This is a genomic window from Hyalangium minutum (assembly GCF_000737315.1).
GTDB classification, from domain to species: domain Bacteria; phylum Myxococcota; class Myxococcia; order Myxococcales; family Myxococcaceae; genus Hyalangium; species Hyalangium minutum.
This window is the reverse complement of record NZ_JMCB01000022.1, coordinates 187,197-199,417: the sequence shown is the minus strand read 5'-3', so window position 1 is coordinate 199,417 and position 12,221 is coordinate 187,197. Positions and strand designations below refer to the sequence as shown.

Below are 12,221 nucleotides of genomic sequence, written 5' to 3'. Positions count from 1 at the left end.
CTGAGCTCAGCGCCGGCCGGAGCGCTTGCCGGACTTGGCTGGGTCGGGCTGCGCCTTCGCGGTGACGAGGGGGGGCGGCGTGGGCTCGAGCACCGCGAGCAGCGACGCCGGGGGCACGGGCATGGGCGTCAGCTCCAACTCCACGCGCCGGTTGCGCAGCCGGTTCTGCGGCGAGTCCATCGGCACCTCGGGCCGGAACGAGGCCTGACCCGTGGCGCTCAGCCGCTCCGGCGCCATGCTCACGGGCGCCCCGAGCAGCGCGCGGACCACCGTGGTGGCTCTCCTGGAGGACAGCTCCCAGCTCGTTTCGGTGGTCTCGCCACCCGGAGCGGAGGGCATCTCGTCCGTGTGCGAGGACACCTGCACCGCATGGCCTCCCACGGAGGCCAGCACCGTGCCCACACGCGTGAGCACCTCCTGGCCCTTGGGCAGCAGTGCGGACTGGCCGGGCTCGAAGAGGAGCCGCTCGGAGAGCTCCACGCGCAGGGACTCGGGGCGGGACGCATCGAGCCACACGTCGCCTTGCGCCAGCTCCGCCTTCAGCTTCTTCTCCAGTGTCTGCCGGGCCGCCTCGCGCCGGGCGAACTGTGCGTCTGCCTCACGCGCCTTCTTCGACTCGCTCTCATGCTGAGCCGTGGTGCCCGTCTGGGACTGCTCCAGCACTTTCAGCCGGCGCTCCATGCTCGCGCGCAGCAGCTGCAGCTCTTCCACCCGTGCCTCGGATTCCAGCGCCTGCTGCTCCAGCTGGGCATTGCGCTCCAGCAGCGCTGAGACCGACTGGGAGGCCATCAGCCCCCCTCCTGCCGCCGCCACCCCCACCCCCGCCAGAAGCGCCCACGGCAGCCACGGCTTGCGTCGCCACTCCGCTGCGCTTCGGGCTGCCTCCATGCCGGCCTCCGCTGCCGAATTGTTGGAGTCCCAACGCTAGCGGCCTTCCAGGGGTGGGCCTCAAGGCGAGCAGCGGCGGCGCTCTGCCACATCCTTAGAGGGTTTGGCGGCCGAAGCTTCGTGCCGCAGCGCGTCGCCCCTGCCTCTTCCAACCAACCGCGTCTCCTCGCCCACTTCGCTCCAGAGGGTGGGACGTGGTATCCGGTTCGTCCCCTTTTTGGAGGAGCGCAGGAGAGGCATGGCCATTGGGTGCGTGGTGCTGGACTTCGACGGAACCTTCACCGATGTCGCGGCGGAGGGCGCACCCTTCGTTCGCCACTTCAAGAGCCACTTGGCGGAGATGCTCGGAAAGGATCCGTCCACCCTCGAAGCTGTATGGCGCGACGAGGAGGCTGCGGTGCTCGCTGGCGCGCACGCGTTCGGTTGGGACGTGGGAGGCCGCACCGTGGCACCGGCCACGGCGGATCCGTACCTGCTGTCCAACTGCGTGGCCCGTCAGCTCATGGGACGCTACAACGCGTTCCCCGTCGAGGCCGAGCGCCACGAGGCCCTCCAGACGCTCTACCGGGAGGCCTACAAGCTGACCGGCATGGCCTTCAAGCCCGAGGCGAAGGAAGTCCTCGAGGCGCTGCTCGCCACGGGGTTGCCCATCTGGGTGGTGACCAACGCGCACACGGACTTGGTGGATGCCAAGCTCGACAAGCTGGCGCCCAAGGGCCGCGAGCGGCTCCAGGTGAAGGGCGATGCGCGCAAGTACCTCATCGAGGAGCCTCAGCCCTCGGATGCGCGCTTCGCTGCCCTGCCCGAGTCCATCTCCTTCGCCCAGGGCCTGCTGCCGCGCCCCGTCTACCTGCGGCGCGGCCGGTACTACGAGGCGCTGAGCGACATCTGGAAGCGGACGGGCACGAGCCCCGAGGCCACACTGGTGGCCGGCGACATCTATGAGCTGGACCTCGCGCTGCCGGCGGCGCTCGGGGCGCACGTGCAGTTCGTCGCGCGCGACAACTCGCTCCCGTACGAGGTGAAGGCCATGGAGCAGCTGGGGCCTCGCGGCGGCGTGGACCGGAGCCTGCGGGGCATTCTCCCCCGGCTGCGCGGCTGAGCACGGGCCCAAGTCACACCTGGGGCGATATGGGCGGTCCTGGCTGTCGTTGAACGCCACAGACCGAGAGGAGCCCATGCGCCCCACCCGAATCCTGTCCCTCGCCGCCGCGGCCGCGCTGTCTGGAGCGTGTGCCACCTCGGGTCAGCTCCATGACATGCGCCTCTTCGCCGAGCGCCCGCCCAAGCCCGCCGACTGCCAGTTCGAGGTCTACGAGCAGCGCGAGCCGCCGCAGGAGTACGAAGTCATCGGCCTGCTGAGCCTCACCGGCAACGAGTGGCAGGGGGCGAAGGGCCGCAAGGCGCTGCTGCGCGACACGGTGTGCCAGTCGGGCGCGGACGCGGTCATCCTCTCGCGCCCCGTGGAGCGCAAGGGTGCCGCAGGGCGCATCTACGAGTACGAGGCGCAGTTCGTCTCCTTCTCGCCCGGTGTGCTCGAGCCCGCCGCGCTGCCAGACAAGCCCGCCGCCGAGGCTGGCGCCATCGTCGTCCCCAGCGGCATGGAGTGGCCCGAGGAGGCCATCGGCGAGTCCACCCGCAAGTGGGAGCCCCAGAAGACTCCACCGCCCTCGAAGTAGCCCGCTCCCCAAAGCATGGACGCCCAAAGCACGAAGCCCCGCGTCCCAGGGAGGGAGCGGGGCCTCGTTCGCTTCAGGCGGGAGCCTCGGTGCTTAGGCCTTGGCGCCCGGCGTGGGCTGGAACACCTCGTTGAACTCGCCGATGCCCTTGTTCAGCGCGGACTTGATGTCGGCGGTGAGCTCGCGCTTGGAGGCGATGTCCTTGGCCACCTGCGGGTGCTTGCCGTCCATGAACTCGTTGAACTCGCGCATGTAGCGCGGCACGTCCGCCACCGGCACGTTGCGGATCCACCCGCGCTTGTTCGGGTCGTCCTTGTTCGTCGCCGCGTAGATCTGCATGACCTGCTTCTCGACGGGCAGGGGCTCGTACTGGCCCTGCTTGAGCAGCTCCACCAGGCGGGCGCCGCGCGCCAGCGTCTCCTGGGTGGCCTTGTCCAGGTCCGAGCCGAACTGCGCGAAGGCCGCCAGCTCGCGGTACTGCGCCAGCTCCAGCTTCATGGAGCCTGCCACCTGCCGCATGGCCTTGATCTGCGCCGCGCCACCCACGCGCGACACCGAGAGACCCACGTTGATGGCCGGACGCACGCCGGCGAAGAACAGGTCCGTCTCGAGGAAGATCTGCCCGTCGGTGATGGAGATGACGTTCGTCGGGATGTAGGCGGACACGTCGCCGGCCTGCGTCTCGATGATGGGCAGCGCGGTGAGCGAGCCGGCGCCCTCGGCGTCGGACAGCTTCGCGGCGCGCTCCAGCAGACGGCTGTGGATGTAGAACACGTCACCCGGGTAGGCCTCGCGCCCCGGCGGCCGGCGCAGCAGCAGCGACAGCTGGCGGTAGGCCACGGCCTGCTTGGACAGGTCGTCGTAGATGATGAGCGCGTGCATCTTGTTGTCGCGGAAGTACTCGCCCATCGTCACGCCGGTGTACGGCGCGAAGAACTGCATGGGCGCCGGGTCCGAGGCGTTGGCGGCCACCACCGTGGTGTACTCCATGGCGCCGAACCGGGAGAGCTTGTCCACCACCTGCGCCACCGTGGACTGCTTCTGCCCGATGGCCACGTAGATGCAGTAAACGTTCTGGCCCTTCTGGTTGAGGATGGTGTCCAGCGCGACGGCCGTCTTGCCCGTCTGGCGGTCACCGATGATGAGCTCGCGCTGACCGCGGCCGATCGGCACCAGGGCGTCCAGCGCCTTGAGGCCCGTCTGCAGGGGCTCGTGCACGCTCTTGCGCTTGACGATGCCGGGGGCCTTGATCTCCAGGCGGCGGTTCTCGGTGGACTGGATGGGACCCTTGCCGTCCAGCGGCTCGCCGAGCGCGTTCACCACGCGGCCCAGCAGGCCCTTGCCCACCGGCACCGAGGCAATCTGAGAGGTGCGCTTGCAGGAGTCGCCCTCGCGGATGTCACGGAACTCGCCCATGATGGCCACGCCGACGTTGTCCTCCTCGAGGTTGAGCACCAGGCCGCGGACGCCGTTCTGGAACTCAACGAGCTCGCCGGCCTGCACGCTCTCCAGGCCGTAGATACGGGCGATACCGTCGCCCACGGAGAGCACGGTGCCAGTCTCGGCAACGGTGACCTTCTTGCCGTAGTCCTTGATCTGCTCCCGGATGATTCTGCTGATCTCGTCGGCGCGGATTTCCATGAACTCTTCAGTCCTCTGAAGTGGGGTGGCTCCAGGGCCACCCAGAAGCCAAAGCGGGCCCCCCTTACCACGCGCTCCCCAGCACCGCAACGCGATCGGTCAGCTGAGGGCTCCAGAGGGCTCATCGGCCCGGTTAGCGCCCCATTCCCCACCTCATTCCGGCCGGAAACCGCCCTCAGGACGGGTTCAGCGGGAGGAGGGCCGCCGGGGCAGCCAGACCTTGAAGCTGGTGCCTTGCTCCAGGCTGGACTCCACGGTGATGCGCCCTCCGTGGGACTCGGCGATCTGCTTGGCGATGTAGAGCCCCAGCCCCAGGCCCTCGCCGGCCGGACGCTTGCCCCGGCGGAACGGCTCGAAGATGGCCTCGCGCTCCTCGGGAGGCAGCAGGGGGCCCTTGTTCAGCACCGTCAACAGCACTCCGGACGGCTCGCCCTTCACGCTCAGTTGAATGGGGATGTCCTGGAAGCCGTGCCGCAGGGCGTTCTGCAGCAGGTTGTCCAGCAGCTGCGCCAGCCGCGCCTCATCCCAGTGGCCCGCCAGGTCGCCCTCGGCGGAGGGGACGATGGGGTGCTCGGGGTGGGCCAGCCGGTACTCCTCCACCACGCGCTCGACGACCGCTCCCATGACCATGGGCGCGGGAGTCACCGGGATGCCTCCCGCCAGCCGGGCCCGGGTGAAGTCCAGCAAGTCATGGATCATCCGCTCCATGCGCCGGGACGCGCGGCCCATGATGGTGAGCTGGCGGGCCTGGCGCTCCTCCAGCTTCCCATCCATCTGGAGCACCGAGATGCCCAGCTGCAGGGTGTTCAGCGGGGTGCGCAGGTCATGCCCCACCACGCCCAGCAGCTGCTCGCGCAGGTACTCGGCGCGCGTGGCGGCCTCCTCGGCGGCCTTCTTGCCCGTGAGGTCCCACAGGGCCACCAGGAACGCCGTCTTGCCGTGGAAGGGAACTTCGCGCCCCAGCACCTGGATGGGGACGCGCTGGCCACCCGGGCGCAGCACGGTCAGCTCGTACGGCAGCTCCGACCCTTGGTAGTCCTGGGCCGTCTTGCGGGACTCGGGGGCCAGAAACCGGCTGAGCGGCTGGCCCACGAGCCCCTCCAGGGTGTACCCGAAGAGCGAGGCACTGCCGCGGCTGGCCTCCACCACCGTGCCCTTGGTCAGCAGCAGGTACCCGTCGCAAGACAGGTCCAGCAGGGCCTTCAGCCGGGACTCGGACTCGCGCAGCAGCTCCTCTTCCCGCACCTGGGCCGTCTCGTCCTGCAGCAGCAGGGTGAGCCCGGCCAGGGTGCCGCCGGAGACCGCGGGCAGCAGGGTGAGCCTCAGGTGGAGCTTCTCCCCCTGAGGGGACGGGTCCGACACCACCGCCACCCGCTCGCCCGGAATGGCCTCTCCAGCCAGCGCGCGCGCACAGAGCGGCAGCAGCGCGGGCGCCAGCCCCGGCCAGAGCTCCGCCACAGGGCGGCCGAGCTGGTACGAGGGGGGATGCGCTGTCAGCTCGGCCAGCGTGTCATTGGCCCAGCGCAGGCGCAGCTCCCGGTCCAGAAAGCCCAGCGCCCAACCTGGTGCGTTGAGCAGGGTTTGAAGCAATGGGCGGGCCTCTTCCGGCACCGCCAGGGGCAGTGCGCCGAGGGTGTTGAGCGGAAGAGCGGGCTGCGCCATGAGCAGGTCGGCCAAGAGTCGCGGACTTCGGTCCGCACAATGTGGCGCAGTATACCCTGTCTCACGGCGTACAGGAAATGCGGGGCTTGCGGGCTGACCAGAGGCCAACAGAACCTGCCGCGTAGGGTGCTGGCGCGGGAAATTTCCTCCCCGCGCCGACGGGTACCGCGGCTACTGCTGCTTGAGGGCGCGGCGCATCTGCTCCAGCTGGGTGCGGACGCTGCCGTCGAAGAGGACGCTGCCCACCTGCGCCGACACGCCACCCAGGAGGCTGGGGTCCTCGCGGGACTCGAGGATGACGTCGCGCTGGGTGAGCTGCTGGAGGCTCTTGCGCAGCTGCTCCACGGCGTCCGGGGCGAGCTTGGAGGCGCTGGTGACGTGGCCACGCACGCGGCCGGAGCGGGCATCCGCCATGTCGCGGTACACGCGGGCGATGTCCGGCAGGTAGACGAGGCGGTTGCGGTCCACCAGCAGCCGCAGGGCGTTGGCCAGGGTGGGGTCGATGTTGCCCGTCAGCTGGATCATCGCCTCCACCACATGGCTGCGCTGGCTGCGCGAGAAGGCGGGGTTGAGCAGCACGTCCGACAGCTCGGGGTTGGACTCGTAGGCCTTCACGAAGGCGGTGAGCTGATCAGCGACGGCGTCGATGCGGTTGGCGTCGGCGGCGACGTCAAGGAGGGCCCGGGCGTAGCGGCGGGCGATGGACACGTTCACCATGGCGGAGGCGCCCTTAGCACGGCCCCCACTGTCCGGCAATGACTGGGGTGAGAGGCCGCTATCTGGCTGGACCGCGGGAAACGGAGGTAGCCTCTGGCCCGGAGTCGAGGTGCCCTCACACGGTGGAACCGCATCAGGCCTGTGCTCGCCATGCAAGAACCCGTCATTGGCATCGATCTAGGGACTACCAACAGCGCCGTGGCCACCGTGGAGAACGGCCGGACGCGCATCATCCCCGTGCGGGCGGGTGGGCGGCTCACCCCCTCCGTCGTGGGGCTGAATGACGACGGCGAGCGGGTGGTGGGCTCGGCCGCCCAGCGCATGGCCGAGGAGCACCCCGACAGCGTGGTGTGGGCCACCAAGCGGTTCCTGGGGCGGCGCTGCACGCCCGAGCTGATGGAAGAGGCCCGGAAGATGGTGCCCTTCCCGCTGATTCCGGGCCCCACGGGCGATGTGCGCGTACGTGTGGCCGGCAAGGTCCTCCCCGTCACCCAGGTGGCGGCGATGATCCTCGGCGAGCTGAAGCTGGATGCGGAGGCCCACTTTGGGCGCAAGGTCAGCCGCTGCGTCATCACCGTGCCCGCCAACTTCGATGACAACCAGCGCTCGGCCACGCGCGAGGCGGCCTCCATCGCCGGACTGGAGGTGCTGCGGTTGGTGAACGAGCCCACCGCTGCGGCGCTCGCCTACGGGCTGTCGCGCGGCTTCCAGGGCAACGCGCTCGTCTTTGACCTGGGCGGCGGCACCTTCGACGTGTCCATCCTCGAGGTGAAGGACGGCGTCTTCGAGGTGAAGGCCACCGGGGGCGACTCGACGCTGGGCGGTGAGGACTTCGACCAGCGCATCGTCCAGTGGCTGGTGGCCCAGGTGGAGGAGGACCTGCGCGAGGCCGTGTCCAAGGATGCCTCCTCCATGCGCCGGCTCAAGGTGGCGGCCGAGACGGCCAAGCGCCTGCTCACCGAGCAGGAAGAGGCCGTCATCTCCGTGGCGGCCCTGGGGGACTACAACTCGCCGAACCGGCGGCTGACGGGCATCGAGACGGTCCTCACGCGCTCCTTCTTCGAGACGCTGTCCGAGCCGCTGTCGCGCCGCTGCCTCGCGGTGTGCGAGGGCGTGATGCGCGACGCGCAAATGGATCCACGGGCGGTGGACGTGGTGCTGCTGGTGGGCGGCATGACGCGCGTGCCGCTGGTGCAGCGGCTGGTGCAGGACTTCTTCGGCCGCGTGCCGTCCAAGGACGTCAACCCGGACGAGGCCGTGGCCCTGGGCGCCGCCGTGCACGCCGAGGAGCTGGTGCGCCAGTCCGGCAAGGCGCTGCTGCTGGATGTGGCGGGCCAGTCTCTGGGCGTGGGCTGGCTGGGCGGCCGCATCAAGCGGCTCATCGCCAAGAACACCGGGGTGCCGGTGGTGGCGCGAGACATCTTCCTGCCCAGCCGCGGTGGCCAGGCCGAGGTGCGCATCCCCATCTACCAGGGCGAGAGCGAGTTCCAGAACGAGAGCCACAAGCTGGGCGAGGTGGTGCTGAAGAACCTGAAGGCGGGGAACCGCGCGGACACGCAAATCGAGGTGACGTTCGCGCTCTCCAGTGAGGGCATCCTCTCGGTGCGCGCGGTGGACCTGCGCTCGGGGCTGGCCGAGGAGGTGCGGCTGGAGGCTCGCACCAGCCTGCCCGTGCCCGAGGCGGAGAAGCTCTCCCGAGAGCAGGCCCGCTACGCCAAGGAGCAGGGCCAGGAGGACGCCGTCCAGGCCGAGGAGAAGTTCCGCAAGCTGCTGGAGCGCGGAGAGAAGCTGGCTCGCATGCTCCAGCACAGCGCCAAGGAGAACCCCACCCCCGAGGCCAACGCCGCTGTGGGCAATGTGCGCAGCTTGCTCGACACCGGCCGTGCCGCGCTCCATGCCCACAACGCCGAGCAGTGCGCCACCATCGCACGTCAGCTCACACAGGTGCTCGCGGGCCGCCCGTCCTGAGCGGCTCGATCACTGTCCGGAAGCGATCTTCAGTCGGAAGGGCCTGTTACGCCTCGTACGCTTGGGGCGTCGGCCCACGCACAGCGCTGAGGCCCTTACATGGTCGGATCCCCCGGCCAGGGCTACCTCCCAGGAGTTCCATTACGGGGGGTGACCATTTTGGAGACGGCTCACACGCGCGACGAAGTCTTCGTCGTCGACGACTCCGAGGCAGTGCGCGAGATGGTGTGTCAGCACCTGTCCCGGCTGGGCTGCGAGCCCATTCCGTTCGACAACGGCGCGGCATGCCTGGCGGAGCTCGGGCGTCGGGTGCCCTCGATGGTGCTGATGGACCTGCGCATGGAGGGCATGCAGGGGGATGAGGCCTGCCGGCGCCTGAAGGCCCACCCCAACGCCGGCCGCGTGCCTGTCGTCATGCTCACCGGCGCCAGCGCCCCGCACGAGGTGATGCTGTGCTCGCGCGCCGGGGCGGATGACTTCCTGCCCAAGCCCGTGGAGTTCGAGGCGCTGACGGCCAAGGTGCTGGCGGTGCGCGCGGCCCGTGAGCATGCGCGGCAGGGTCCTCCTCCGGGCCTGGGCGTGCTGCTGGTGGAGGGCAGCCGCTCCATGGGCGCGTTCCTCGGAGGCGCGCTGGAGCACGAGGGCTTCCACGTCCTCTATGCCCGGCACGCCGTGGAGGCCGAGGCGCTGGCCGTGGCGCATGGCCCCCGGCTGGATGGGCTCGTGGTGGATGTGTCGCGCTCCTTCGCCTTCCAGGATGGGCTGGCGCTGGCGAGCCGGCTGCAAAAGCTGATGCCCCGCAAGCCCCTGGTGCTGGTGGCAGGCGTGGAGGAGTCCACGGATGTGCATGCACGGGCCCGGGCGCTCATCAACGAGCCGCTGCTGGAGCGGCGGATGATGGCGCCGGATGCGCTGGTGGCGCGCGTGCTGGAGCGGCTCGCACCGGGGGTGGCACCCATCCGCGCCGCCGAGCGCGTGCCACTGTTTTCCGTGGTGGAGTTCACCACGCGCCATGGGCCTCCGCTGACGGGGTTCAGCTCGGACGCGAGCCCCGAGGCCCTCTTCGTCCGCACGCTGACGCCCGCCCGCGCGGGGGCCCGGCTCACGCTGCGGGTGACGCTGGCGGGCCAGCGCATCCCCTCCGCCGTGGAGGCGGTGGTGGCCTGGTCCAACCCCCTGCGCCGAGGCGCCGCCTTCCAAGCCCCCACGGGCATGGGGCTTCGCCTGGAGCGCGTGGACACGGTTCTGGCCGCGCAGCTCCAGCGCTTCGTGCCCCGGGCTCTCGGTTTTTCGCTCGCCCTCCCCGTGAGGTCCTCAAGTTTCTGAGAGGCCACACTCCCTCCAAGCTCCTGAAATCCCTGCCGCGCACCCCTTGGCACGTGGCTGGCAGAGCCCCGCGACACGCGACCGGGTGGCTGAGGGGCCACCCCGGTGGGCCGGAGCATCACGGAGGAGTTTATGAAGTGGTTCCGATATGGCGGACTCGGGCTGGCGCTGGTGGGGGCGGCCGGCTGCAGCAATGAGCGCGGCGGCATCCCGGAGAACCAGCCGGTGCAGATGCAGGCGCAGCTCACGAGCTTCGACAAATGCGAGGACCTGGAGTCCTACATCGAGGACACCGCCGTCCTCGACATGCGCTCCCAGCTGACGTGGCAGAAGCGCATGATCGGCAAGTACTGGGGCGGCGTGGGCATGCCCATGGAAGACAACGGCGGCCCCATGCCTCCGATGAGCCCCAGCCCCACCACGGGAGCACCCGGAGGGGGCGGAGACGCCGCAGGGGGCGGGACGCGCGGCCCGGATGACTACACCGACACCAACAACCAGGTGGCGGGGGTGGACGAGGCCGACTTCATCAAGAACGACGGCACCCGCATCTTCGTCATCTCCGGCCGCAAGCTCTACGTGCACAGCTCGTGGCCCGCGGAGTCGCTGAGCGCGGTGGGGAGCCTGGCTTTGGAGGGCTGGCCCCGGGAGATGTTCCTCAAGGACAACCGCCTCGTCATCTTCTCCCAGGTGGCGCTGCAGGGGCAGGGTGGCTCCAGCGGCGGCAAGCCGGGCGGGTTGCTGGACGTGGCGCCGTGCGATCCGTTCGGCGGGTGCGGCTACTACGGCTCGAACGCCACCAAGGTGACGGTGGTGGACGTGTCGAACCTCTCGGCGCCGCACGTGGAGGACGAGGTCTTCATTCCGGGCAACTACGCCCACGCGCGCCGGACCGAGGGTGCGGTGCGGCTGATGCTCAATGACTCGTTCCGCTACCCGCAGGCCGTGCGCTGGTGGCCCGAGTACTCCGAGGGGCTCTGGGAGGACGAGGACCGGCTGAAGGACGCGCTGGACGATATCATGGAGGAGAACGAGCGGCTGATCCGCCAGCAGACGCTCCAGCAGTGGCTGCCGAGCGGCTGGCGCAAGCGGCCGGACGGCACTCGGGTGGAGGTGGGCTACGACTGCCGCGACTTCTACCGCAGCAACGCGCCGGCGAAGCTGGGCTTCGTCACGGTCGCCTCGCTGAGCCTGGACAACACCGTCGCCGATTCCACCGTGCGCCGCACCAGCCTCATCACGGACCCCGGCGAGGTCTACGCCTCCACGGACAGCCTCTACCTGGCCAGCAACCACTGGTGGTGGTGGCCGGAGGAGAACCAGAAGGACTACACGTACCTGCACAAGTTCGACCTGAAGGATCCGAGCACCGCGCGCTACGTGGGCAGCGGCGTGGTGGAAGGACACCTGCTCAACCAGTTCAGCATGGACGAGCACCAGGGCGTACTGCGCGTGGCCACCACCATCGCCACGTACAAGAAGGACGGCGACAACCCGTGGGGCCGCACGGAGACCACCAATCGCCTCTTCACCTTCCGCGAGAAGGGTGGGCGGCTGGACCTGCTGGGGCAGACCGAGGAGCTGGCCAAGGGCGAGCGCATCTACAGCGCCCGCTTCCTGGGCAACAAGGGCTACGTCGTCACCTTCCGGCAGGTGGATCCGCTCTTCACCTTCGACCTGAGCGATCCGGAGCACCCCCGCAAGGTGGGCGAGCTCAAGGTGCCGGGCTTCTCCAGCTACATCCACCCGCTGGATGAGAACCACCTCATCACCATCGGCACCCATATTCCGGAGAACCAGACGGACTGGCGCCAGCGCGCCCTGAAGCTGTCCATGTTCGACGTGTCCGACCTGGCCAACCCGCGGGAGACGTTCACCCAGCTGGTCGGCACCGCGTATGGCTGGAGCGAGGCCCAGTACGAGCACAAGGCCTTCAACTACTTCCCGGCCAAGGGGCTGCTCGCCATCCCGTTCTCGGATTACCTGCCCGACGCGTCTGACTACTGGAGCGGCTTCCGGAGCGAGCTGCGCGTCTTCCGCGTGGACGCCTCCACGGGCTTCACCCCAGTGGGCGCTGTTTCCATGACGGACGTGTATCGGTCCTTCAACAACCGGTACTGGTCGTGGTACTGGACGCCCGCCGTTCGGCGCAGCGTGATGGCCGATGACTATGTCTACGCCATCACCGACGCGGGCGTGCGCGTGGCTCACGTCAACAACCTGCAGGTGCCGTTGGCCACGTCGTACTTCCAGCCGGACTTCTTCACGCCGTAACCCGCAACACCCCCCTCTGCAGAGGGATTGGCGGTCGGCTCCCTCGGGGGATGCGAGCCGACCGCT

Annotated in this window: 9 protein-coding genes; 5 read left to right on the top strand and 4 right to left on the bottom strand. The window is 69.4% G+C overall.

From position 1 onward, the window contains the following. Nucleotides 1-6: 6 nt before the first annotated feature. Nucleotides 7-888, bottom strand: a complete 882-nt coding sequence (locus DB31_RS38470) for an OmpA/MotB family protein (RefSeq protein ID WP_044197598.1) — start codon at nucleotides 886-888, stop codon at nucleotides 7-9. 238 nt (nucleotides 889-1,126) lie between these two features. Here DB31_RS38470 and DB31_RS38465 point away from each other — a divergent pair, with 238 nt between their 5' ends. Together DB31_RS38465 and DB31_RS38460 are read left to right on the top strand one after the other, a co-directional pair. Further along, nucleotides 1,127-1,990, top strand: coding sequence for an HAD family hydrolase (locus tag DB31_RS38465; protein ID WP_044197595.1), 864 nt, complete (start codon nucleotides 1,127-1,129; stop codon nucleotides 1,988-1,990). Nucleotides 1,991-2,066: 76 nt separating this feature from the next. After that, nucleotides 2,067-2,567, top strand: a complete 501-nt coding sequence (locus tag DB31_RS38460) for a hypothetical protein (protein ID WP_044197594.1) — start codon at nucleotides 2,067-2,069, stop codon at nucleotides 2,565-2,567. Between the two features lie 93 nt (nucleotides 2,568-2,660). On the opposite strand, the gene atpA is transcribed toward DB31_RS38460, so the two are convergent. The 3 genes from atpA to atpH form a co-directional block, all read right to left on the bottom strand. Next, a complete protein-coding gene (gene atpA / locus DB31_RS38455; RefSeq protein ID WP_044197592.1) occupies nucleotides 2,661-4,208 on the bottom strand; it encodes a F0F1 ATP synthase subunit alpha in 1,548 nt (515 codons plus the stop codon). A gap of 186 nt (nucleotides 4,209-4,394) precedes the next feature. Further along, on the bottom strand, nucleotides 4,395-5,885 hold the full coding sequence (locus DB31_RS38450; RefSeq protein ID WP_240487138.1) for a sensor histidine kinase: 1,491 nt from the start codon (nucleotides 5,883-5,885) through the stop codon (nucleotides 4,395-4,397). 156 nt (nucleotides 5,886-6,041) lie between these two features. Continuing rightward, nucleotides 6,042-6,587, bottom strand: a complete 546-nt coding sequence (gene atpH / locus DB31_RS38445; RefSeq protein WP_044197590.1) for an ATP synthase F1 subunit delta — start codon at nucleotides 6,585-6,587, stop codon at nucleotides 6,042-6,044. 150 nt (nucleotides 6,588-6,737) lie between these two features. On the opposite strand from atpH, the gene DB31_RS38440 reads away from it, so the two are divergent. The 3 genes from DB31_RS38440 to DB31_RS38430 all read left to right on the top strand — a co-directional run bounded on the left by DB31_RS38440 (nucleotide 6,738) and on the right by DB31_RS38430 (nucleotide 12,155). Beyond that, the gene (locus DB31_RS38440) at nucleotides 6,738-8,555 is read left to right on the top strand and encodes an Hsp70 family protein (protein ID WP_044197691.1); all 1,818 of its coding nucleotides are present in this window, start codon (nucleotides 6,738-6,740) and stop codon (nucleotides 8,553-8,555) included. A gap of 150 nt (nucleotides 8,556-8,705) precedes the next feature. Continuing rightward, the gene (locus tag DB31_RS38435) at nucleotides 8,706-9,881 is read left to right on the top strand and encodes a TIGR02266 family protein (RefSeq protein ID WP_240487136.1); all 1,176 of its coding nucleotides are present in this window, start codon (nucleotides 8,706-8,708) and stop codon (nucleotides 9,879-9,881) included. A 132-nt stretch (nucleotides 9,882-10,013) separates the two neighbouring features. After that, the gene (locus DB31_RS38430) at nucleotides 10,014-12,155 is read left to right on the top strand and encodes a beta-propeller domain-containing protein (RefSeq protein WP_044197585.1); all 2,142 of its coding nucleotides are present in this window, start codon (nucleotides 10,014-10,016) and stop codon (nucleotides 12,153-12,155) included. Nucleotides 12,156-12,221 lie beyond the last annotated feature (66 nt).

Coding starts and splice junctions, on each gene's coding strand:
- DB31_RS38440 (WP_044197691.1), top strand. CDS start 6,738: ATGCAAGAACCCGTCATTGGCATCGATCTAGGGACTACCAACAGCGCC.
- DB31_RS38465 (WP_044197595.1), top strand. CDS start 1,127: ATGGCCATTGGGTGCGTGGTGCTGGACTTCGACGGAACCTTCACCGAT.
- DB31_RS38430 (WP_044197585.1), top strand. CDS start 10,014: ATGAAGTGGTTCCGATATGGCGGACTCGGGCTGGCGCTGGTGGGGGCG.
- DB31_RS38470 (WP_044197598.1), bottom strand. CDS start 888: ATGGAGGCAGCCCGAAGCGCAGCGGAGTGGCGACGCAAGCCGTGGCTG.
- atpA (WP_044197592.1), bottom strand. CDS start 4,208: ATGGAAATCCGCGCCGACGAGATCAGCAGAATCATCCGGGAGCAGATC.
- atpH (WP_044197590.1), bottom strand. CDS start 6,587: ATGGTGAACGTGTCCATCGCCCGCCGCTACGCCCGGGCCCTCCTTGAC.
- DB31_RS38460 (WP_044197594.1), top strand. CDS start 2,067: ATGCGCCCCACCCGAATCCTGTCCCTCGCCGCCGCGGCCGCGCTGTCT.